Origin of the sequence: Pseudomonas agarici (assembly GCF_900109755.1) — a bacterium.
GTDB classification, from domain to species: Bacteria; Pseudomonadota; Gammaproteobacteria; order Pseudomonadales; family Pseudomonadaceae; genus Aquipseudomonas; species Aquipseudomonas agarici.
The window spans coordinates 41,777-65,408 of sequence record NZ_FOAR01000026.1; the positions used below are offsets into that span (position 1 = coordinate 41,777).

The window sequence follows — 23,632 nt, forward strand, 5'->3', positions numbered from 1 at the left end:
ATATATGGAATTGATAGACCTCATGAAGAGTCTGGGTGACGGAATACTCGACTATCTCCCTGAAGACCAAAGAACCGGACAGCTTACCGTCGAAGAAATAATCGACCAATGGATGGCGAAAAAGTCATATTTTTCCGCCCTTTCGCTAAGAAAGGATGTTACAAATTATATAAAGCTTCAACGGTCCGGAAATTTCGAAGTTGATGAGATATTGTCATGGTACGACCTTTGTTTCATCCCTGAGAGATTCGGTGTTGAAGAGCATATTTTTCTTACTAGCATCCTCGGCTTGATTGATTTTCATATTGAGAAAAAGAGAAAAGCCTTCTTTGTTAAGTGTTTTGGCTGGTTAGGCTACAAATAAAGATTCTACGTGTACGAATGATACTAACGGCTACATAAACCATGAGAATGGGCAGGAAAGAGTATTTAATACTGGCAACTCAGTTCCTGACTGACATCTCCAAGCTTAGCACTCTCGATACCATGCCGGCATTGCTAATGCCGATTATGGTATCGAGGCACTTGTGCTGATGCCAACCATCCGCGCCATGAAAAACGCCATTAATGACACAGTAAAAGTCACTACCTATCCTTATTTTCACAACAAAATCAGATAGTTGCGAATACCCCCTACACTCTGAGATCAATCGCTGAAGAAATTCCACACCCGTGAAGGCCGCGTAGACGCGGACGCTAGCCGGATCACTAAAGTCTTCTTTGAGCACCCTAAACTATCGAATTTCGGGCACGATCACCAAGAAAGTGCGATTAGGCGAGGCAAGAACTTATAAAAAATCGGTTGGAGAATGATATTCATAGGATAGTGAGTATTAAAAATCATATGACTTCGGAGGGTTTAGAATATGTACACCCTCCGTTTGGGCAAGAAACATCCTTCATTGAAGATTATTTCGAAGGAGACTTGTATGCATTTCTAACGAATGTTTTAAGCTTGCTTGATAACGAGTACAAAGCCCGCTCACGAAATTTCTTATCAGGATTTACAGGGCGTGGCTGAAAGCTTTATGTCATCCACAACCAAAGTTTTTCCGAGTTGGTAGCAATCTAAACAGTAGAAGCGAGTCGCCTCATAATCATGATATATTAGCACTCTCGATATCATGCTGACATTACTAAGCCGTACATTGTAGGCATTCTCTACTAATGCCTACAATGTACGCCATGAAAAACGCCATTGATGATGCAGTAAAATTCACCATCTATTCTCATGTTCACAATAAAATTAGATAGTTGAGGATACCCTCTACTCCCACTCGATTATAAATTTCGATAAAAATTATATATAAATCAGCATGTTATTTTCACGAAAATTCAAGATACCATGAAAAATACCATGCTCGATTCTGCGAACCGCAGGCCGACCGTGAATTAGGGTCTGTGGGGATTCATCTTGAGTTGACGACAGCACCAGCGAGGTAGACCATGGCTTCGAAACTCTGATCGGTTTTGCATGCCCGCATGGCGATGCGTTTGAACTCTTTGAGTTTGCAGAAGAAGTTCTCGATGAGGAGGCGCTAGGCGTAGATGTCAGCATCTATCCTGAGCTTCTGCGCACGTGCGGGGTGCTGCGAGCTGACGACCCGGGCGCCGCGGTCGTTCAGTTCGGCAACCAGCGCGCTGCTGTCGAAGGTCTTGTCGGCGATCAGCCCGTCGAAGGCGATCCCATTGATCAGTGGTGGTACCTCGACGCTGTCATGGCGCTGACCCGGCATCAGACGGAAGCTCACGAGGTTGCCCAGGGTATCGGTGAGCGCCAGTATCTTTGTTGTCATGCAACCTTTGGAGCGGCCAATGGCCTGACTCGAACTTCCCCTTTTGCGCCTTGGCCATGGCCATGGACCTTGACAATTGTCGCATCGACCATGACATATTCCAGGTCGGGTTCGTCCGAGATCGCGTCGAATATGCGCCTGAAAACATCGGCTTCCCGCCAATCGCGAAAACGACGGAATGCCGTGTTCCAGTTGCCGAACCGATCCGGCAGATCACACCGCGAACTGCCTGTGCGCACGATCCACAGCACTGCCTCCAGAAACAGTCGATTGTCTTTCCCGCTGCGACCGGGGTCGCTTGGCTTACCAAGGCAGTGCGGCTCGATCTTCACCCATTGGGCATCCGTCAGAACATCTCGATCCATCCGAAGTATGAATCATATCCGCGTCAATTTATGAATCGCCACAGACCCTAGCGATTTATTCAGAAATCTCGTCTACGGTCCTGGTGTCCTGGAGCGTATTGAGGGTCTTGAACTGACGCTGCTCAATGCTGCTATCATTCATTTTTCAATCATGAGAAGGGGCCGACCGCGATGAAAACTGGACTACTTCTGATTGGCGCGCTTGTGACTGTGGGATTGGTTTGCCCCCCCTTCGCTGCCGAAGCGCAGACTCAACAGACGCTGGATAATGAAGATCCGGTGATCGGTGCAAAAAAGGCATGCGACGGTTTCGGCGCTTTGGCTGCAAAGAGCACTACGGACCAGTTGGTCAATGGCTTCTACACCGAAAACGCGATGTACATCGGCCCGACGCTACCTGGAGGCATACTGATCGGTCGGGAAGCTATTCGAAAAAGCTATGCGGAATCACCTGCAGACGTCACTTTCAAAGGCGTCTGCGAGCATGCCCAGAAGCTCAGCGACACAGTTGTTGCCATTAGCGGTCATTGGACCACAACCCCGAACGACCCGCACAAGGGCGAGGGAAGCAAAGGCAGTTTCGCCCTTACCTTCGTAAAAGAAGATGGGAAATGGCTCACGGCGGTGGACAGCTGGAACATTGAACAGCCGGCTCCGCCGGCCAAGGCCCCGTAGCGGGCTGGCGAGAGACCTTGGGTTGCCGCGAGGTCGAGGGCGCGGTTGAGCACTGCGATGACGGGGTAGGCGATTTCTACAGCGTCTATCTCCATTTCGATCCGGAGTGGCAAGACGATCCGATCGGCTTGCACGGTGTCACGTGTATCGCCGACTGCCCTACATTTCGCGAAGCACTGGACTTCGCCGAAGAGCAGGCCGCGCGTTGGTTGTTTTCGATCAAACCCGGGAGCAGCGCGAATAGGCGCGTTAGCCGGGCCGCAGGCGCACCAGATTGATCTCTTCGAGCACAAACTGACCCGCAAATTTCATCGAGGAGCTGTGGCGAGTGATTTCCGAGGTTCAGCCGTCAATTTGTAGTGGTCTAATGATCCCGGACACTCATTTAGGCGAGAATGCTCGCCAGAACGAGGTGTCAGATGACCAAACAACGCCGTACCTTTTCCCCTGAATTCAAGCGCGAGGCTGCCGACCTCGTTCTCAAGCAGGATTACAGCCTCATTGAGGCCAGCCGCTCGCTTGGTATCGGCGAGTCGGCTTTGCGCCGATGGGTCGACCAGGTGCAGCAAGAACGCACGGGCGTCACCCCGCAGAGCAAAGCGCTGACCCCGGAGCAGCAGAAAATCCAAGAGCTGGAAGCCCGAATTGCTCGCCTTGAGCGGGAAAAATCGATCTTAAAAAAGGCTACCGCGCTCTTGATGTCGGAAGATCTCGAGCGTTCGCGCTGATTGACCAGTTGAGCATCCACGAGCCGGTTGATTGGCTGTGCAAGGTGTTTGAAGTGACCCGCTCGTGCTACTACGCTCGGCGTCTCAGGCGCCGCACACCGGATATAGAACGCCTTCGATTGCGCAGTCGGGTGAACGAGTTGTTCACCAGAGGCCGCAGTGCTCCCGGTAGCCGTAGCATCATGGCCATGATGCAGGACGACGGTGAGCAGATCGGGCGATTCAAGGTACGCAGCCTGATGCGTGAGCTGGAGTTGGTCAGCAAACAACCGGGATCGCATGCTTACAAAAAGGCGACGATCGAGCGGCCCGACATCCCTAATATTTTGAACCGGGAGTTTGATGTGCCTGCTCCTGACAACGTCTGGTGTGGCGATATCACTTACATCTGGGCTCAAGGGAAATGGCAGTATCTGGCGGTTGTGCTAGATCTTTTTGCCCGCCGTGTTGTGGGCTGGGCTTTGTCGGGAAAGCCGGAGCCAAATTACAGCTTGACCTTTAGAAGGGCATCCAGGGCTCGCAATATGGAAGCCGGAGTTTTCGCCAGCGCCTTTGGCGATATCGCATGGGTCAGAGCATGAGCAGGCGAGGAAACCGTTGGGATGCGCCGATGGAGCGGGTGTTCAGGAGCCTGAAAACCGAGTGGATACCGACCATGGGCTACACGACGGTCCAACAAGCTCAGCGGGATATCAGCCATTTTTTGATGCACCGGTACAACTGGATTCGACCGCACCAATTTAATGGTGGGCTGCCACCGGCTCAGGCCGAGAAAAAACTTAACGTCGTGTCCGGGATCAGTTGACCACTACATCCTGGACTTAGGCTTTAAATTGCGTAGTGCAGCGTCGGTTAGCATCGAGGTTTTCCTCCTGTTTTTTTGACGGCTTTACCGTCAGGGATCAGGAGACCTGCTGATGCCCGGGAAGCCGCGTAAAACAAGCTTCTCCGAGATTCCTTTTACCGTCAAAGACGGTAAAAGTCTGAGTAGTGAATGAGAAAGTCTTAATTCGGCCTCGATTCTTACCGTCAGCTTTACCGCCAACTTATTTTGCTGGCCGGCGATAGTCACCGATAGCTGCCGCGACGCATTTTTGTTCTAAATCAACACGTTATGGCAGTTTTTCGATAGCTGGCGATAGTCCTCGAAGGACGTATTTTCACTCCCACTCAATCGTCGCCGGCGGCTTGCTCGACACGTCATAGGTGACGCGGGAGATACCTTCGATCTCATTGATGATCCGGCCGCTGACGGTTTCCAGCAGTTCGTAAGGCAGGTGCGCCCAACGAGCGGTCATGAAGTCGATGGTTTCCACCGCACGCAAGGCCACGACCCACGCATAGCGACGGCCATCACCGACCACGCCCACTGATTTCACCGGCTGGAACACCACGAAGGCCTGGCTGACCTTGTGGTACCAGTCGGCCTTGCGCAGTTCTTCGATGAAGATATGGTCAGCACGACGCAGCAGGTCGGCATATTCCTTTTTCACTTCACCGAGGATTCGCACTCCCAGGCCCGGGCCTGGGAACGGGTGGCGGTAGACCATGTCATACGGCAGGCCGAGTTCCAGGCCAAGGCGACGAACCTCGTCCTTGAACAGTTCACGCAGCGGCTCGACCAGCTTGAGGTTCATCTCTTCCGGCAGGCCACCGACGTTGTGGTGAGACTTGATCACGTGGGCCTTGCCACTTTTCGCGCCAGCCGACTCGATCACGTCCGGGTAGATGGTGCCCTGGGCCAGGTATTTGATGTTGTCCAGCTTGCAGGATTCGGCATCGAACACGTCGATAAAGGTCCGGCCAATGATCTTGCGCTTCTTCTCCGGGTCGGATTCGCCGGCCAGGTTGTTCAGGAACTGCTCTTCGGCGTTGGCGCGGATCACCTTGACGCCCATGTTCTCGGCGAACATCGCCATTACCTGCTCACCCTCGTGCAGGCGCAGCAGGCCGTTGTCGACGAAGACGCAGGTCAGTTGGTCGCCGATGGCCTTGTGCAGCAGGGCCGCAACCACCGAGGAGTCGACACCGCCGGACAACCCCAGCAGAACGTTGTCGGTACCGACCTGGGCGCGCACTTGGGCGATGGCGTCTTCGGCGATTTTCGATGGGGTCCACAGCGCTTCGCAGCCGCAGATATCGAGGATGAAGCGCGACAGGATGCGACCGCCCTGCTTGGTGTGGGTCACTTCCGGGTGGAATTGTACGCCGTAGTAGCCCAGTTCATCGTTGAACATGCCGGCAATCGGGCAGCTCGGGGTGCTGGCCAGGATATGGAAGTCTGCCGGCATCCGGGTGACCTTGTCACCGTGGCTCATCCAGACATCGAGGCCGAACAGGCCATCGGCATCGATGTGGTCTTCGATGCCGTCCAGCAGGCGGCTCTTGCCGACCACATCGACTCGGGCATAACCGAATTCACGCAGTTCGGAACCTTCGACCTTACCGCCCATCTGCTCGGCCATGGTCTGCATGCCGTAGCAGATACCGAAGACCGGAACCCCCAGGTCGAACACCGCTTGCGGGCAGCGCGGGCTGTTGGCTTCGTGCACCGACTCGGGACCACCGGCGAGGATGATGCCTTTGGGAGCGAATTGGCGAATCGCTTCATCGTCCATGTCGAACGGATGCAGTTCGCAGTACACGCCGATTTCACGCACGCGACGGGCGATCAGTTGGGTGTATTGGGAACCGAAGTCGAGGATCAGGATGCGGTGGGCGTGAATGTCGAGGGCCATGAGTCATTCTCGTCTGTGAAATCAGAAACAACACGGGGCTGTCATCAACAGCCCCGGTTCAAATTCATCAATCGCCTCCAGGCCAGCGCCAGGAGGCAATCACTATCAACCTACGCGATAGTTTGGAGCTTCCTTGGTGATCTGCACGTCGTGGACGTGAGATTCGGCCATGCCGGCACCGGTGATACGCACGAATTCAGGCTTGGTGCGCATTTCCTCGATGTTGGCGCTGCCGGTGTAACCCATCGAGGAACGCAGGCCGCCCATCAGTTGATGGACGATGGCGGTCAGGGTGCCCTTGTACGGGACACGGCCTTCGATACCTTCCGGCACCAGCTTCTCGGCCCCTGCGGAGGAGTCCTGGAAGTAGCGGTCGGAGGAACCCTGGGATTGCGACATCGCACCCAGCGAACCCATGCCGCGATAGGCCTTGTAGGAACGGCCCTGGAACAGCTCGATTTCGCCCGGCGCTTCTTCGGTACCGGCGAACATCGACCCCATCATCACGCAAGAGGCACCGGCAGCGATGGCCTTGGACAGGTCACCGGAGAAACGGATACCGCCGTCGGCGATCAACGGCACGCCAGTACCTTCAAGGGCGGCGGCGACGTTGGCGATGGCGCTGATCTGCGGAACGCCGACACCGGCGACAATACGGGTGGTGCAGATCGAGCCAGGGCCGATACCGACTTTGACCGCATCGGCACCCGCCTCGGCCAGGGCCTTGGCGGCGGCGCCGGTGGCGATGTTGCCGCCGATCACCTGCACTTGCGGGAAGTTCTGCTTGACCCAGCGAACGCGGTCGATCACCCCCTTGGAATGACCGTGAGCGGTGTCGACCACCACCACGTCCACACCGGCGTTGACCAGCGCGGCAACGCGATCACCGGTGTCCTTGCCAGTGCCGACCGCGGCGCCGACCCGCAGACGTCCCTGGTCGTCCTTGCTCGCCAGCGGCCAGGCCTTGGATTTCTCGATGTCCTTGACGGTCATCATGCCCTTGAGAACAAATTTGTCATCGACGATCAGCACTTTTTCCAGGCGATGCTTGTGCAGCAACTCGCGGACTTCGTGCTTGTTGGCGCCTTCGCGGACAGTGACCAAACGCTCTTTGGGCGTCATCACTTCGCGAACCGGGACATCCATGCGGGTTTCGAAACGCACGTCACGGGAGGTGACGATGCCGACCAGGTCGCCGTCGTGCAAGACCGGCACACCGGAGATGTTGTGCATGCGGGTCAGTTCGAGCAGGTCACGTACCGAGGCATCGGCCTCGATGGTGATGGGGTCCTTGACCACACCGGCCTCGAACTTCTTGACCTTGCGTACTTCGGCCGCTTGCTGCTCGATGGTCATGTTCTTGTGGATGATACCGATCCCGCCTTCCTGGGCCATGGCAATGGCCAGACGGGCTTCGGTCACGGTGTCCATGGCGGCGGAAACCAGCGGAATATTCAGCTCGATGCCACGGGTAAGACGAGTCTTGAGACTGACTTCGTTAGGCAGCACCTCGGAATAACCGGGCACTAGGAGAATGTCGTCGAAGGTCAGAGCTTCTTGGCTGATACGCAGCATCGCGGGGGCTCCCGAGCGGGAAAATGGAAGCGCGCCATTATACTCATACAAGGCCTCCGGCTCAATGTAAACCTTGGCCTATTTACAGCTCGACTTTCACCCAGGCCACCGGCTGATCCAACCAGTCGGCGAACTCATCGAGAAAGGTCTGCTTGAAGCCCGCCTGCGCCCAGTTATTGAAGATAAACCCCAGGTTGGAAAATCCGCACTCCTGCAGGAACAGGAAACCGTTGATATCGTCTTCGTGCCCGCATAATGGGCAGATGAAGTTTTCGGTGCGTCCCGGCATCCACTCTTCGAGGCTGTCGAACAATGCCTCGCCGATTTCCTGGCGGCACTGGGCGCAGCCGGCTTCTTCGAGAAAGCCCTTGGCCGGGGTGTAGATGCAGCGCCGGGTGATGATCTCCAGGCCGTTGATCGGTTCGCCGAACGGCAACGCCTCGGGATGCAGCACAACCTCGCGGGCGCCGAGTGCAATGGCATGGCCCATGCGATTGCCGGTGCGACCGCAGGTGCTCAGTTCTTGCTCGATGATATTCTTGCGCACCAGCCAACGCACGATGGCCCGGGCTCGTGGTTCGTGGACCGCCAAGGTGGAAATCTTCGGGACGATGATGCTTTGGGAGTTCATGGGTACGGCCTGGAGCGTTCGCGACCCGGCAGCTTAATCGCTCAAACCCCGAGGTCAAGTACTCAAGTAACGGCTGATCAGGGCTATCCCACTGGCCAATACCAACCAGGTCACCAACCGCACGAAGGCTTCGCGGGACAGCCGGCGGGTCAGGCGCCGACCGATCCACAAGCCTACCGCCATCGCTGGCAGCAAGCACACCGCCAGCAGCAATAAGGGTAACTCGGCATAGACCCCGGCGATCACGAACAGCGACAGACGCACCACCGTACTGCAGCTGATCAGCGCGCTTTGCGTGGCGCGGGCCGCCTCCTTGGGCAACCGACTGTTGAGGTAGATTGCATAAAGAAAGCCGCCGCTGCCGAACAACGCACCGAACATCCCGCCCACGGTGCCCATGGGCACCGCCCACCCCGCTGCCAATTGCCTCGGTCGCACCTTCACCAACAGGCTGTAGATCGCATAGGTGCTGATAAACAAGCCCATCAGCAGCAACAGAATGTCGGATTTGAGATTCAACAGGAAAATCGCCCCCAGGATGCAACCCACCGCCATGCACGGCAGCAACCGCAGCAACTCGGGCTTGACTACATCCTGGCGTGACGGCAGCAGGTTGCCGAACGCCGCGACAAAATCCAGCAGCACCAGCAGCGGTACGATCTTCGACAGCGGCATGAACAGGATCAGGATCGGCCCCGCCACCAGCGCCGTACCAAAACCTGCAACGCCAAAGACGATATAGGCCAGGGCGATGCCCAATTCCATCACCAGCCAGTCGGCGGCGGTGAATGGCCAAAGACTCACCAGTTCAACAAGCGACATGGAAACCGATTTCCATAATGGGCTCGATTGACTTTAACCAGGAGTGAGCCTGGCGGCCAATACATTCACCGTTCGCCACTCATCTCGAACAGGCATGGAGATTGATCAGCGAATGCCTTTATCATGCCCGCCATGATTAAAGATCCCTTTTCACGCCTGGGCCTCGCCCGCGAAGTCCTCACTGTCAGCCAGCTCAACAACCGCGCACGGGTGTTGCTCGAAGACGTGTTCAGCCATGTCTGGGTCGAAGGCGAGATCTCCAACCTCGCCCGCCCGGCGTCCGGGCACATCTATTTCACCCTCAAGGACAGCGGCGCCCAGGTGCGTTGCGCACTGTTCCGGCAGAACGCCGCCCGCGTGCGCCAGGCACTGAAAGACGGCCTGGCGGTCAAGGTACGCGGCAAGGTCTCGCTGTTCGAGGGTCGCGGCGACTATCAGTTGATCCTCGACAGCGTGGAACCCGCTGGCGATGGCGCGCTGCGCCTGGCCTTCGATGCGCTGAAGGAAAAACTCGGCGCCGAAGGCCTGTTCAGTGCCGAGCGCAAGGTTGCGCTGCCCGCCCATCCGCAACGTATCGGTATTATCAGTTCGCCCACCGGCGCGGTGATCCGCGACATCATCAGTGTGTTCCGCCGCCGCGCACCGCAGGTCGAGCTGACGCTGATCCCCACCGCCGTGCAGGGCCGCGAAGCCATCGGGCAAATTGTCCGAGCGCTGAAGCTGGCCGATGCCAAGGGTTTCGACGCGCTGATCCTGGCCCGTGGTGGTGGCTCGCTGGAAGACCTCTGGTGCTTCAACGAAGAAGCTGTGGCACGGGCAGTGGACGCCTGTGTCACACCGATTGTCAGTGCCATCGGCCATGAAACCGATGTGTCCATCAGCGACTTTGTCGCCGATGTCCGGGCGCCGACCCCCTCGGCCGCCGCCGAACTGCTGGCCCCGGACGCCAGCGACTTGCAACGCCGGGTCGAAAGCCTGCATCGACGCCTGGTGATGCGCATCCGCGACCGTCTCCTGCGCGATCGTCTGCGCCTCGACGGCTTGGCCCGCCGGCTGAGTCATCCCGGCGAACGCTTGCGCCAGCAGGCCCAGCGCCTGGATGACCTGGACATGCGCATGCGTCGGGCATTCGAGCGCCAGCTCAACATTCGTCAGGAAAAGCTGATCCGTCTGCAAACCCGTCTCGCCGGGCAGCATCCGGGGCGGCAATTGGCGCTGTTGCGCCAGCGCCTGGACGGCCTGTCCGAACGCCTGCCCCGAGCCATGCGCGAAGGCCTCAAAGCCCGGCGCCTGCAACTGCAAAGCCAGATGCAGACACTTCATGTAGTAAGTCCTCTAGCCACCTTGGGCCGAGGCTACAGTATCCTGCTGGACGAGCGCGGCCAGGCGATCCGCAACGCCGAGCAGACCCACGCCGGCCAGCGTCTGAAGGCGAAACTCGCTGAAGGGCAATTGCAGGTCCGAGTCGAGGACAATCACCTGACGCCCGTCACCCTGTCGCTACTGGACTGAATTTCAAGAGATCCGTACATGCCCCGTTTTCTTGCCGCCCTGCTGGTGCTGGGCCTAACCTTCAACGCCCATGCGGACAGCTATATCACCCGCCTGCTGAACAAGCCGGTGCCAGGCGGCGTAGCCGTAATCGATCTCGGCCCGGCGGTCCAGTCGCCCAAGGCCAGCTACCAGGGTAAACCGGTGCTGGTGGTCAAGGAGCAGGACACCTGGCTGGCGATTGTCGGTATCCCGCTGACCGTCAAGCCCGGTCGCCAGCAGATCAGTTCGGGCAATCGCCACCTGGACTTCACTGTCGGCAGCAAGCAATACCAGGAACAGCGCATTACCCTGAAGAACCAACGCCAGGTCAATCCGAACCCCGAAGACGTCAAACGCATTGATGCCGAGGTGGTCGCACAACTGGCGGCCTATCGCACCTTCAGTCCGATGGTCCCAAGCAACCTGCTGTTGGACAAACCGGTGAACGGTCGGCTGTCGAGCAAGTTCGGCGTGCGGCGTTTTTTCAATGATCAAGAACGCAATCCACACGCGGGATTGGATTTCGCGGTGCCAACCGGCACGCCGATCAAGGCACCGGCGAACGGCAAGGTAATCCTGACCGGAAATTACTTTTACAACGGCAACACGGTTTTCGTCGATCACGGCCAGGGCTTTATCAGCATGTTCTGCCATCTGTCCAGAATCGACGTCAAAGCAGGCCAATCCCTGACACGCGGTACGGTAGTCGGCCTGGTCGGTTCGACAGGACGGGCGACAGGGCCACATCTGCACTGGAATATCAGTCTGAATGAAACCCGGGTCGATCCGGCGATCTTTATCGGGGCGTTCCAACCCTGATCGCCGAGACGGCGTCGCCCTCCCCATCGACTGCGTTCCGTCGCGACGAAGATTGCGCAGCGCTAAAATAGTGCGCAATTATTCTAGATTTTTCGTCGTTCAAGCAGAATAAAATCTCGCCCAAGTCAACTTGTCGGGTATTTCTCCCAACTTCCCTCACAGGCTTGCCATCTTGCACCCCAGTGGTTAGGGTTGAACGCATGAAAACGTTCCATACCCTCATTCAGCGCCGTCAACACCGCAGCCTCTGCCTCGTCAGCGCACGACTGCCGGGCTGAATCGCGGTGCCTCATTCCCAAGGTTTCTCCCTGATAACGTTTTACCGGCTGGCCGCCTCTTTTCGGCCCTGACAACAAGGAATTTTTCCATGAGCATGCTCAAAGACCCGTCTTCGAAGTACCGCGCATTTGCGACCATCGATCTCCCGGACCGCACCTGGCCGTCGAAAACCATCACCCGCGCGCCGATCTGGTGCAGCTCCGACCTGCGCGACGGTAACCAGTCGCTGATCGAGCCCATGGACGCGGTGAAAAAGCTGCGTTTCTGGAAAACCCTGGTCAGCGTTGGCGTCAAGGAGATCGAAGCCTCCTTCCCAGCCGCTTCGCAAACCGACTTCGACTTCGTCCGTACCCTGATCGAAGAAGGCCACATCCCGGACGACACCACCATCCAGGTACTGACCCAGGCCCGTGAAGACCTGATCGCTCGCACCTTCGAATCCCTGCGCGGCGCCAAGAAGGCCATCGTGCACCTCTACAACGCCACCAGCCCGTCGTTCCGCCGTATTGTCTTCAACCAGGACAAGCAGGGCGTGAAGGACATCGCGGTGAACGCCGCCAAATTGTTCGTCAAATACGCTGCCCAGCAGCCGCAAACCCAGTGGCAGTTCGAATACTCGCCGGAAACCTTCAGCGCCACCGAACTGGAGTTCGCCAAGGAAGTCTGTGACGCGGTAATCGAGGTTTGGAACCCGACGCCCGAGCACAAGGTGATCCTCAACCTGCCGGCGACCGTCGAGTGCGCCACGCCGAACATCTACGCCGACCAGATCGAGTGGTTCGGTCGCCATATCAACCGGCGCGACAGCGTGATCATCAGCCTGCACACTCACAACGACCGTGGCACTGGCGTGGCCGCCACCGAACTGGGCCTGATGGCCGGCGCCGACCGCGTCGAGGGCTGCCTGTTCGGCAACGGCGAACGTACCGGTAACGTCGATCTGGTGACCGTGGCCCTGAACATGTACACCCAGGGCCTCAACCCCGAGCTGGACTTCTCCGATATCGACGGCGTGCGCAAGGTGGTCGAGGAGTGCAACCAGATCCAGGTACACCCGCGCCACCCGTATGTCGGCGACCTGGTGCACACCGCCTTCTCCGGCTCCCATCAGGATGCGATCCGCAAGGGCTTCGCCCAGCAGCAAGCCGACGGTCTGTGGGAAGTGCCGTACCTGCCGATCGACCCGGCCGATATCGGTCGCAGCTACGAGGCGGTGATCCGTGTCAACAGCCAGTCGGGCAAAGGCGGCATTGCCTACCTGCTGGAACAGGAATACGGCATCAGCCTGCCGCGTCGCATGCAGATCGAGTTCAGCCAGGTGGTGCAGCGCGAAACCGACCGTCTCGGCCTGGAAATGACCGCACAGCAGATCCACGCTCTGCTCCACAGCGAGTACCTGCAGGCCAACACTCCGTATGCGCTGGTTAGCCATCGCCTGCAGGAAGAGAACGGCCACAGCGCGGTGGAAGTGGAAGTCTCCGGCAAAGGCCAGGGCGAAACCAACCTGCATTGGCGCGGCAAGGGCAACGGCGCCCTGGAAGCCCTGGTGGCCGGTTTGCCGGTTCCAGTGGAAATCATGGATTACAACGAACACGCCATCGGTGCCGGGACCAACGCCAAGGCGGCGGCCTATATCGAACTGCGGGTGAACGGCGAACGCGCAGTGCATGGCGTAGGTATCGATGAAAACATCACCACCGCCAGTTTCAAGGCGCTGTTCAGCGCGCTGAACCGTTCGCTGAGCCAGCTGGATGCCAGCAAGGCAGCCTAAGCGCGGGCTGAAATGAAGAGGCCCCGGTGGTGAAAACCCCGGGGCCTTTTTGTGGGCTTGTCGACGATCAACGACGACGCGGTCTCAGTGATGCAGATCGAAACTATCGGCGTCCAGGTTGGCCGGAAAGCGCGCGCGGTAGGCAGCCAACTCCGCCACGCTCAAGGTCGCCTGAAAGACCCCGTCGGCCTCCCCTGCCCCCAGGAGCAATTCGCCCTGGAAATCCAGAATCTGGCTGTCACCTGCATAGGAAAAACCCTTGCCATCGGTGCCCACACGATTCACCGCCGCCACATAGCAGAGGTTCTCGATCGCCCTGGCCGGCAGCAAGCGATTCCAGTGCAGGCGCCGGGCTCCCGGCCAGTTCGCACTGTAGAGCAGCAGGTCGGTGTCCTGGGCATCGCAACTCCAGACCGGGAAACGCAGGTCGTAGCAGATCAACGGACGCACCCGCCACCCCTTGAGTTCAAACTGCACCTGGCGCTCGCCGGGCGTGTAATGGTTGTGCTCACCGGCCATGCGGAACAGATGGCGCTTGTCGTAGTGCAACACCTCGCCATCCGGCCGCGCCCATAACAGCCGATTGCGGTGACTGCCATCGGCGGCACGGATAATCACGCTGCCAGTGATCACCGCCGCCAACTTGTTTGCCTGCTCACGCAACCAGTGGCTGGTCGGGCCGTTTTCGGCTTCGGCCAAAGTGTGTGACTCCATGGAAAAGCCGGTGGTGAACATTTCCGGCAAGATCACCAAATCGGCCCCGACCGCCTGCTCCAGCAGCCGCTCGAAATGCTCGAAGTTGGCCTGACGGTCGTGCCAGGCCAAGGTGGTCTGTACCAGCGCCACGTTTAGATCAGGCAGTGCACTCAAATCACGCATAGTTTCTCTGCCGCCTCGCGCAACGTTTCCTCGCGTTTGGCAAAACACAGACGGACCAGTTGCTGGCCTGCCGGTGGATTCTGGTAGAACACCGAGACTGGAATCGCCGCCACGCCATGCTCGCGGGTCATCCACACGGCCATGTCGATATCGTTCAGATCCGGGCGAATCCGCGAATAGTCGAGTAATTGGAAGTAAGTCCCCGCCGTCTGCTTGAAGCTGAACCGTGACGGGCTGAGCAGGTCGCAGAACAGGTCGCGCTTGCCCTGATAGAACGCTGGCAATTGCTCGACATACTCCGGGTGCGCCGCCATATAGTCGGCCAGGGCATGTTGCAGCGGGGTCACGCCACAAAAGCTGACGTACTGGTGCACCTTGCGCAGTTCGGTGGTCAGCGCTGGCGGCGCGATCACATAGCCAGTCTTCCAACCGGTAATGTGATAAGTCTTGCCGAACGAACTGACGACAAAGGCGCGCTGATACAGTGCTTCATGGGCCAACACGCTGGCGTGGGACACGCCATCGAATACCAGGTGCTCGTAGACCTCGTCGCTGAGCAGATAGATATCCCGGTCGGCGATCAGCCTCGCCAGTTGATCCAGTTCGGCACGGCTGATCAGTGCTCCACTCGGATTGTGCGGCGAGTTGAGGATGATCATCCGGGTCCGCGGGCTCAGGGCGTCCCTGAGTCTCTGCCAGTCGATGGCGAAGTCGCCTAGGCTCAATTGCACATGGATGCAACGCCCACCCGCCAACGCCACCGAAGGCTCATAGCTGTCATAACTGGGGTCGAAGACAATGACTTCATCGCCAGGATGAATCACCGCCTGAATCGCACAGAAAATTCCCTGGGTCGCGCCGGGGGTGATGGTCACTTCCGTATCGGCATTCACATGGACGCCATAGCGGTTGAAGGCCTTCGCCGCCACCTGCTGGCGCAGGGCTGGCAGGCCGGTCATCGGTGCATACTGGTTGTGGCCATTGGCGATATGCCAGCCAACTGCATCGCGCAGCGCTTGCGGGCCATCGAAGTCAGGGAAGCCTTGGGACAGGTTCAGCGCGCCGGTTTGCGCCGCGAGCTGGGACATCCGGGTAAAAATAGTGGTGCCGACATTCGGCAGCTTGCTGGTGATCATGGGGTTGTTTTCCCTGCTGAGCACCCGGCGCTACGACAGCACGGGGAGCCTGGAGGATAACGTATCGGCCACGCATGAAAAAGGGCGCCCAACCATGAGCGCCCTTTGGCAAGCGGGCAATCAGCGCTTGTCGCGGCGCTTCTTGTCGGCTTTCTTGTGGTGCGACATCAAACGACGCTTCTTGTTGACCTGACGGTCGGTCAGCGTGTTTTTATTACCTTCATACGGGTTCTCGCCACCTTTGAATTCGATGCGGATCGGCGTACCGACCAGCTTCAGGACGCGACGATAAGTGTTTTCCAGGTAACGCACATACGACTTCGGTACTTTATCGACCTGGTTGCCGTGGATCACGATCAACGGCGGGTTGGCGCCCCCCAGGTGGGCATAGCGCAGCTTGATCCGGCGGTTGTTGACCATCGGCGGGGCGTGCTCGACCACGGCATCTTCGAGGATCTGGGTCAGGCGGCTGGTCGGCCAACGGGTAACCGCCGACTTGAACGAGTTCTGCACCGATTGGTACAGGTTACCCACTCCCGTGCCGTGCAAGGCCGAGATAAAGTGAATGTCGGCGAAGTCGACAAAAAACAACCGGCGCTCCAGCTCGATCTTGACGAAATCACGTTCACCCGGCGTCATGCCGTCCCATTTGTTCAGAGCGATCACCAGCGCGCGACCGGACTCCAGGGCGAAGCCGAGCAGGTTGAGATCGTGGTCGACCACACCTTCACGGGCGTCCATGACGAAGATCACCACGTTGGCGTCCTTGATCGCCTGCAGGGTTTTCACCACGGAGAATTTCTCGACTTCCTCGTGGATCTTGCCGCGCTTGCGTACACCGGCGGTGTCGATCAGCGTGTACTTTTCTTCGTTGCGTTCGAATGGGATGTAGATACTGTCGCGGGTGGTGCCCGGCTGGTCGTAGACGATGACCCGATCTTCACCGAGCATCCGGTTGACCAGGGTCGACTTGCCGACGTTTGGCCGACCGATAATGGCGATCTTGATGCCATCCTTCTCGCTCGGGCCTGGAATGCGCTTGGCCTCTTCACCTTCGGCGACTTCCTCGGTTTCGCCGTCTTCCGGCTCTTCCTCGTCGTCTTTGGGAAAGTCACGCAGGGCGATTTCCAGCATCTGGGTGATACCGCGACCGTGGGCGCCGGCAATCGGAATCGCGTCGCCCAGACCCATCGGGCTGAACTCGGCACGGGCCATGTCCGGGTCGATATTGTCGACCTTGTTGGCGACCACATAGGAGCGCTTGTTACGCTTGCGCAGGTGCTCGCCGATCATCTGGTCGGCAGCGGTGAAGCCGGCCTTGGCGTCCACCAGGAACAGCACGACATCGGCTTCTTCAATGGCCAGCAGTGACTGCTCGGCCATTTTTTCGTCCATGCCATGCTCGTCTCCGGAGATACCACCGGTGTCGATCAGGATATAGGAGCGCCCTTGCCACTTGGCCTCACCGTATTGGCGATCACGGGTCAGACCGGACAAGTCGCCGACGATAGCGTCGCGAGTCCTGGTCAAGCGGTTGAACAAGGTGGACTTGCCGACGTTCGGTCGGCCCACCAGGGCGATTACGGGAACCATGCGGCTCTCCACTTCGTTATTTCAGAAAATACAAAAGCCGCTGCGAGGCAGCGGCTGGTGCTCGGGGCAGCACCCAAGGGTGCCGCAAACCTTGCCGGAGCAAGGCCGCTTGGAGGTACCCCCCAAGCATAGTCAACGCTGTTTTAGTACCTGAAGTGCCCGCACTCGATCATGCGGCGTTGAAGATCGGTTCGCAATGCTCGCTGATCTTTGCCTTGCCTGATCTTCGCTCGGCAACTTCAGGCGCCAAAACTACTTGATGGTCAAGGCTTCCAATTTGCCGCTGTTGCCATACACGTAAATCATGTCACCCACCACCAGCGGGCGGGCACGCAGGCCGTCGCTGTCGATACGCTCGCGACCGACGAAACGACCGTCCACCTGGCTCAGCAGATGCAGGTAGCCTTCAAAGTCACCGACCGCCACATAACTGGAAAACACTTGCGGTGCCGACAATTGGCGGCGAGCCAGGGAGTCGTTACTCCAGATCGCGGTGGTGGAGCGCTCGTCGACACCTTCCACCGTACCGGAGGCCAAGGCAACGTAGACGCTGCCGAAGCCCTGGGCGACACCCGCGTAGCTGGAAGCATCGCGCTGCCAGAGTACCCGACCGCTTTCCAGGTCCAGCGCCGCCATGCGACCCTGATAGCTGGCGACATACAGCGCGCCGCCGGACAGCAGCAGACCACCGTCGATATCAACCACGCGCTCCAGTTCCGAACGACCTTGTGGGATCGCCACGCGGGTTTCCCACACCGGTACGCCATTGTGCGTATCCAAGGCAACCACCTTGCCGCTCGACAGGCCGGCTACCGCGAGGTGGTTAGTCACGATAGGCCCACCAGTCCCCCGCAAGGTCAGGACCGCCGGGGTGCTGTCGTACAGCCAGCGCTGGCTGCCCGTGGCGGCATCGAGGCCAATCACGCGGTCGTCCTGGGTCTGTACCACCACCACGTCACCGTTGGTGGCCGGCGGCGCAAGGACTTCGCTGGTCACGCGAGCACGCCATTTTTCTTCGCCGTCGCTGGAGTCCAGGGCAATGATCTCGCCCTTGAGGGTCCCCATCAGCACCAGTCCATAGCCGACACCGATTGCACCGGAAACCGGCAACTCCAGGTCCTTCTTCCACTTCACGTCGCCGTTCATGCGGTCCATCGAGACGACTACGCCGTTCGCATCGGCCGCGTAGAGAGTATCGCCGTCAACCGCCGGCACCAGCACGTTGTAGATCTTACCCTGACCATCACCGATAGAACGGCTCCATTGCTTTTGCAGAACCACTTCTTCCTTGAAAGAAGTCAACTCGGCCGGTGGCAGTTCTTTCTTGCTGTTGCTGCTGCAACCCGCGGCCAAAATGGCCAGAGCCAGCAATGCTGCCTGTTTCCAACGGATCACGTCATGCATCCCCTTTGGCCAAGTCGTCGAGCTTGAGTTGTAAGCCACCCACCGCCGCTTCATCAGACAGCGCCGCCTTGGCCTTCTGGTAGGCAGCATGGGCTTCATCGGTACGACCCAGTTGAACCAGCAGGTCTCCCTTGAGCTCTTCACGACTGGCCAGGAACGCCTTATCAGGATCGCCGTCGAGCAATTTCAATGCATCGTCGACCTTGTTCTGTGCCGCCATGACTTGGGCCAGGCGCTGACGCGCGACTTCACCCAAGGTGGCATTAGCGGGCTTGTCGACCACCGCCTGAAGCTCGCTGGCGGCGTCGTCCAGCTTGCCGGTGTCGACCGCGACCTTCGCGACGAACAGGCTGCCGTACTGTGCATAGGCGCTGCCGGCGAACTGGCTGTTGAGCTTGCCGGCGACGTCCGCGACGCGCGCCGGATCAGGCTTGCCGTCAGGCGTCAGCGTGGACTGCAGCAACTCCTGATAGAGCACCGAGGCGCCTTGCGACTGATTGCCCTGATATTTGTGCCATGCCTGCCAGCCGAACACCACCACCAGCGCCAACAGGCCGCCAGTGAGCAGGGGTTTACCGTTGCGCTGCCACCAGTCCTTCAACTCCGCCAGTTGATCATCTTCGGAACTCGACACCCCAATACTCCTTATTCTCTAAATCGGCTGTTTTTACAGCTTCAACCCTGCACGACGCAGGTGGACAAGTGCTCGGAAAGAGCATCCCAGGCAATGCTTTGTTGCTCGCCCTGGCCACGCAGGGGTTTGAAACCTATCACTTGCTGAGCCAACTCCTCGTCTCCGAGAATCAAGGCGTACAGCGCACCACTCTTGTCAGCTTTCTTGAATTGGCTCTTGAAGCTACCGGCACCGGCGTTAACCTGCAAACGCAGGTTCGGCAGTTGGTCACGGACTTTCTCGCTCAGGACCAGGGCCGCTAGCTCGGCCGCCTCGCCGAACGCACACAGGTAGACATCGACCTGGCGGGAAATCTCCTGCGGCACTTGCGCCAAGGTTTCCAGCAGCAGGATCAGCCGCTCAATGCCCATGGCAAAGCCCACGCCCGGGGTCGGCTTGCCGCCCATCTGTTCCACCAGGCCGTCATAACGACCACCGGCACACACCGTGCCCTGGGCGCCCAACTGGTCGGTGACCCATTCGAAAACGGTCTTGCTGTAGTAATCCAGGCCGCGCACCAGCTTCGGATTGATCACGTAGGGAATACCGGCGGCATCCAGGCGGATCTTGAGGCCCTCGAAATGCAGGCGGGACTCTTCGTCGAGGTAATCGGCGAGCTTCGGCGCATCCGCCAGGATCGCCTGGGTAGCGGCGTTCTTGGTATCGAGCACGCGCAGCGGGTTGCTTTCCAACCGACGTTGGCTATCTTCGTCCAACTGTTCGAAACGGGCCGAGAGGAACTCAACCAGCGCTTCGCGATAACGGCCACGGGATTCGCTGGTGCCCAGGCTGTTGAGCTCGAGCTTGACCGCCTCGCGCACGCCCAGCAGCCCCCAGAGGCGCCAGGTCAGCACGATCAATTCGGCGTCGATGTCCGGACCGTCGATATTGAAAACTTCGCAACCGATCTGGTGGAACTGGCGATAGCGGCCTTTTTGCGGACGTTCGTGACGGAACATCGGGCCGATGTACCAGAGCTTCTGCGGCTGGCCACCACCGCTAATACCGTGTTCCAGCACAGCCCGCACACAGGCCGCGGTGCCTTCCGGACGCAAGGTCAGGGAATCGCCATTGCGGTCTTGGAACGTGTACATCTCTTTTTCGACGATGTCGGTCACTTCGCCGATCGACCGCTGGAACAACTCGGTGAACTCGACGATCGGCATACGGATCTGCTTGTAACCGTAGTTATCCAGCAAACGCGCAACGTTGCCCTCGAAATAACGCCAAAGCGGCGTCTGCTCGGGCAGGATGTCGTTCATGCCACGAATGGCTTGCAAAGACTTGCTCACGGATTTTCCTTAAATTCTTCGTTTCAGCCGCGGGCGATCAGCGCCGCGTCGGCCTCGACCTTTTCGGTCGCCTTCTGCCGGATCAGCTTCTCCAGCTCATCCACCAGATTGTCATTGGTCAATTTCTGCGCCGGCTTGCCGTCGATGTAGATCAGGTTCGGCGTACCACCGGTCAAGCCGATATGGGCTTCCTTGGCTTCGCCGGGACCGTTCACCACACAACCGATCACCGCGACATCCAGCGGCACCAGCAGATCTTCCAGGCGTCCCTCCAGCTCGTTCATGGTCTTCACCACATCGAAGTTCTGCCGCGAGCAGCTCGGACAGGCGATGAAGTTGATCCCACGAGACCGCAGACGCAGGGACTTGAGTATGTCGTAGCCGACTTTCACTTCCTCGACCGGGTCGGCCGCCAACGAGATGCGAATAGTATCGCCAATCCCTTCGGCCAGCAGCATACCGAGGCCCACCGCCGATTTCACTGTACCTGAACGCAAACCACCGGCTTCGGTAATGCCCAGGTGCAATGGCTGGACAATTTCCTTGGCCAGCAGACGGTAGGCCGCCACCGCCATGAACACATCGGAGGCCTTTACGCTGACCTTGAAGTCCTGGAAATTCAAGCGTTCCAGGTGCTCCACGTGACGCAACGCGGACTCAACCAGCGCCGCCGGGGTCGGTTCGCCGTACTTCTTCTGCAGATCCTTTTCCAGGGAACCGGCGTTGACCCCGATACGAATCGGAATCCCGCGATCACGGGCGGCATCGACCACCGCGCGCACCCGGTCTTCACGACCGATGTTGCCTGGGTTGATCCGCAAGCAATCGACGCCCAACTCGGCCACGCGCAGGGCGATCTTGTAGTCGAAATGGATATCGGCGACCAACGGCACCTTGACTAACTGCTTGATCCTGCCGAAGGCCTCGGCGGCATCCATGTCCGGCACCGAAACCCGGACGATATCGACGCCGGCGGCTTCCAGCCGATTGATCTGGGCCACAGTCGCGGCCACGTCATTGGTGTCGCTGTTGGTCATACTCTGCACCGCGATAGGTGCATCGCCGCCCACCGGCACCGAGCCGACCCAGATTTTACGCGATTCGCGACGCTTGATTGGAGATTCGCCGTGCATGACTTATTGACCTAGCTTCAGGCGAGCGGTCTCGCCACTGGTGAACGGCGTGACATCAACCGCCTGACCGTTGTACGTGATCTGTGCGCCCTTGGCGTAACCCAGACGCACCATAAATGGCGGCTTGCCACTGGTTTCAAGGGTATCGCCCTTGCGCTTGAGACCGCTGAACAGAACCTTGCCGGCCCCGTCGGTGACCTGGGTCCAGCAATCGGCGACGAAAGTCACATGGATTTGTCCGGCGCCCGCTACCGGTGCGACGGCCGGTGCACCATCGACCGGCGCGTTCGGCGATACCGGTGACACCGGACTGGGTGCAGGCTGTGGCGGTACCACCAAGGACTGCGCGCCATGCGGCACTGGCACTACGGAGGGGGTAGCCGGGGCTGGCGGAGCGGTCGAGGCAGGAGCTTCGGCCTGGGTTTCGCTCGACGGCTCAGCCGGAGTCGCTTCAGTTTCGGGCAGGTTTTCACTGTCGGGCTGATTTTGCGCGACAGCCTGGTCTTCCGGCTCGTCGATCGGATGAATCTGGGTGGTACCGTCGGCGCTTTCGACTTCGACGTGCTCCATGCTGATCGTCGCCTGATCCTTGGAACGCAGGTTAGCCTGGTCCTGCCACCAGACAAAACCGCCACCGATCACCGCAATCAGCAGCAACAGGCTGACAATTCGCAGAATAGTATGGGAAACCCGCACCGGTTCTTCGATCCGACCGAGTGCGTGGACATTGCTGCCACGGGAATCGGTCCCGGTACATTGGTCGAACTGCTGCACCAGCAGGGTCTGGTCCATCCCCAACAGCTTGGCGTAGGCACGGATATAACCGCGGGCAAAGGTATGCCCCGGCAGCTTGTCGAAGGCGCCGGCCTCCAGGTTACTCAACGACGTCGTGGTCAGATTGAGCTTCAGGGCCACCTCGGCCAACGTCCAACCGTTGCTTTCGCGAACCTGACGCAGGGTCTCACCGGGGTTTACGCGAGTCGCTGCTACAACTTCTGGATGCGCCGCTTTCATCATTGCTCCGACAGGTATTGCTGATATTCCGGCGTACCGGGATAGAGTCGTTTTAATTGCAGGCCGTAACTGGCGACCTTGTCGCGATCCTGGTAAATCTTCGCCAGTCGAATACCGAGCAACAGACTACGTGCATTTTGCTCGCTCAGTAGGCTAAAGCGATCGTAATAATCGCGTGCGGGCACATAATGCCTGTCTTCGTAAGACAACTCAGCCATTTCCAGCAAGGCGCGTGGTTGTTGTCGGTTCAGGCGCAGGGATTTTTCCAGATTCTGCCGTGCGTCGTCGCGATTGCCGAGGGCCAGGGCGGTCAGGCCAAGGTTCTCGTAGACCCGCGAACGCTCGGGATACAGGCTATCGGCTGCCGCCTGCTCGAAACGCTCGTAGGCCTGCTTGTACTGTTTGCGCTCGTACAGGAAGCCACCGTAGTTGTTGAGGATCCGCGCATCCCCCGGACGAGAGGACAGCGCCTTGCGAAAATGCTGGTCCGCCAGGTCCCATTCCATCTCGGCCTGGAATACCAGCGCCAGGGCCGCGTTGGCGTCGGGATCGGAGCTGTTCAACTCCAGGGCCTTTTTGAGCGGGACCTTGGCCTGCTCGGTCTGACCTTGCTGCAGATAACCGATGCCCAACTGCACATAGGCCATACGCGCTTCATCACGCCCCTTGCTGGTGCTCATCGGGTCGACATTGCCCGAAGAAACGCAACCGGCCAGCAGGCCGGCAAAAAGTGCAAGGAGCGCGGTGCGCACGGTCATGGAGGTCCTCTCTCAGGT

Annotated in this window: 18 protein-coding genes and 2 pseudogenes; 6 read left to right on the forward strand and 14 right to left on the reverse strand. The window is 58.8% G+C overall.

The window, feature by feature from the left end; translation table 11 throughout:
* Window positions 1-4 precede the first annotated feature (4 nt).
* Window positions 5-364 (forward strand): hypothetical protein, encoded by a 360-nt coding sequence (locus BMX68_RS20415; protein ID WP_017131717.1) that lies wholly within the window; start codon window positions 5-7, stop codon window positions 362-364.
* 1,045 nt (window positions 365-1,409) lie between these two features.
* Here BMX68_RS20415 and BMX68_RS25680 read toward each other — a convergent pair.
* Window positions 1,410-2,161 (reverse strand): annotated as a pseudogene (locus BMX68_RS25680) (IS5 family transposase).
* A gap of 171 nt (window positions 2,162-2,332) precedes the next feature.
* Here BMX68_RS25680 and BMX68_RS20435 point away from each other — a divergent pair.
* Both BMX68_RS20435 and BMX68_RS20450 read left to right on the forward strand, forming a co-directional pair.
* On the forward strand, window positions 2,333-2,836 hold the full coding sequence (locus BMX68_RS20435; RefSeq protein WP_060782722.1) for a YybH family protein: 504 nt from the start codon (window positions 2,333-2,335) through the stop codon (window positions 2,834-2,836).
* A gap of 419 nt (window positions 2,837-3,255) precedes the next feature.
* Window positions 3,256-4,369, forward strand: a pseudogene (locus BMX68_RS20450) (IS3 family transposase).
* Between the two features lie 355 nt (window positions 4,370-4,724).
* Here the strand turns inward: BMX68_RS20450 and guaA are convergent.
* From guaA to BMX68_RS20470, 4 genes are all read right to left on the reverse strand, one after another.
* Window positions 4,725-6,302, reverse strand: coding sequence for a glutamine-hydrolyzing GMP synthase (guaA, locus tag BMX68_RS20455; protein WP_017131711.1), 1,578 nt, complete (start codon window positions 6,300-6,302; stop codon window positions 4,725-4,727).
* Between the two features lie 105 nt (window positions 6,303-6,407).
* Window positions 6,408-7,877, reverse strand: coding sequence for an IMP dehydrogenase (gene guaB, locus BMX68_RS20460; protein WP_017131710.1), 1,470 nt, complete (start codon window positions 7,875-7,877; stop codon window positions 6,408-6,410).
* Between the two features lie 82 nt (window positions 7,878-7,959).
* A complete protein-coding gene (locus tag BMX68_RS20465) occupies window positions 7,960-8,508 on the reverse strand; it encodes a hypothetical protein (RefSeq protein ID WP_017131709.1) in 549 nt (182 codons plus the stop codon).
* Window positions 8,509-8,562: 54 nt separating this feature from the next.
* Window positions 8,563-9,330, reverse strand: a complete 768-nt coding sequence (locus BMX68_RS20470) for a sulfite exporter TauE/SafE family protein (RefSeq protein ID WP_017131708.1) — start codon at window positions 9,328-9,330, stop codon at window positions 8,563-8,565.
* 132 nt (window positions 9,331-9,462) lie between these two features.
* Here BMX68_RS20470 and xseA point away from each other — a divergent pair, with 132 nt between their 5' ends.
* From xseA to leuA, 3 genes are all read left to right on the forward strand, one after another.
* Window positions 9,463-10,842: an exodeoxyribonuclease VII large subunit gene (gene xseA / locus BMX68_RS20475; RefSeq protein ID WP_026013143.1), complete on the forward strand. Its 1,380-nt coding sequence runs from the start codon at window positions 9,463-9,465 to the stop codon at window positions 10,840-10,842.
* Between the two features lie 18 nt (window positions 10,843-10,860).
* Window positions 10,861-11,682 carry a peptidoglycan DD-metalloendopeptidase family protein gene (locus tag BMX68_RS20480; protein ID WP_017131706.1) on the forward strand — a complete coding sequence of 274 codons (822 nt, stop codon included), beginning with the start codon at window positions 10,861-10,863 and terminating at the stop codon, window positions 11,680-11,682.
* Window positions 11,683-12,049: 367 nt separating this feature from the next.
* Entirely contained in the window at window positions 12,050-13,732 is a 1,683-nt protein-coding gene (gene leuA / locus BMX68_RS20485; RefSeq protein WP_074862559.1) for a 2-isopropylmalate synthase, read from the forward strand.
* Between the two features lie 84 nt (window positions 13,733-13,816).
* On the opposite strand, the gene BMX68_RS20490 is transcribed toward leuA, so the two are convergent.
* From BMX68_RS20490 to pilW, 9 genes are all read right to left on the reverse strand, one after another.
* Window positions 13,817-14,611, reverse strand: a complete 795-nt coding sequence (locus BMX68_RS20490) for an amidohydrolase (RefSeq protein WP_026013142.1) — start codon at window positions 14,609-14,611, stop codon at window positions 13,817-13,819.
* On the reverse strand, window positions 14,599-15,747 hold the full coding sequence (locus BMX68_RS20495) for a pyridoxal phosphate-dependent aminotransferase (protein WP_017131703.1): 1,149 nt from the start codon (window positions 15,745-15,747) through the stop codon (window positions 14,599-14,601). Before BMX68_RS20495 ends, BMX68_RS20490 begins: the two co-directional genes overlap by 13 nt.
* A gap of 120 nt (window positions 15,748-15,867) precedes the next feature.
* Window positions 15,868-17,340, reverse strand: a complete 1,473-nt coding sequence (gene der / locus BMX68_RS20500; RefSeq protein ID WP_017131702.1) for a ribosome biogenesis GTPase Der — start codon at window positions 17,338-17,340, stop codon at window positions 15,868-15,870.
* Window positions 17,341-17,592: 252 nt separating this feature from the next.
* On the reverse strand, window positions 17,593-18,744 hold the full coding sequence (gene bamB, locus BMX68_RS20505; RefSeq protein WP_017131701.1) for an outer membrane protein assembly factor BamB: 1,152 nt from the start codon (window positions 18,742-18,744) through the stop codon (window positions 17,593-17,595).
* Window positions 18,737-19,378 carry a tetratricopeptide repeat protein gene (locus BMX68_RS20510; RefSeq protein WP_017131700.1) on the reverse strand — a complete coding sequence of 214 codons (642 nt, stop codon included), beginning with the start codon at window positions 19,376-19,378 and terminating at the stop codon, window positions 18,737-18,739. Before BMX68_RS20510 ends, bamB begins: the two co-directional genes overlap by 8 nt.
* Window positions 19,379-19,419: 41 nt before the next feature.
* Window positions 19,420-20,709 (reverse strand): histidine--tRNA ligase, encoded by a 1,290-nt coding sequence (hisS, locus tag BMX68_RS20515; RefSeq protein ID WP_017131699.1) that lies wholly within the window; start codon window positions 20,707-20,709, stop codon window positions 19,420-19,422.
* Window positions 20,710-20,732: 23 nt separating this feature from the next.
* Entirely contained in the window at window positions 20,733-21,842 is a 1,110-nt protein-coding gene (gene ispG, locus BMX68_RS20520; RefSeq protein ID WP_017131698.1) for a flavodoxin-dependent (E)-4-hydroxy-3-methylbut-2-enyl-diphosphate synthase, read from the reverse strand.
* Window positions 21,843-21,845: 3 nt separating this feature from the next.
* A complete protein-coding gene (locus BMX68_RS20525) occupies window positions 21,846-22,856 on the reverse strand; it encodes a RodZ domain-containing protein (RefSeq protein WP_017131697.1) in 1,011 nt (336 codons plus the stop codon).
* Entirely contained in the window at window positions 22,856-23,614 is a 759-nt protein-coding gene (pilW, locus tag BMX68_RS20530; protein WP_017131696.1) for a type IV pilus biogenesis/stability protein PilW, read from the reverse strand. Before pilW ends, BMX68_RS20525 begins: the two co-directional genes overlap by 1 nt.
* Window positions 23,615-23,632 lie beyond the last annotated feature (18 nt).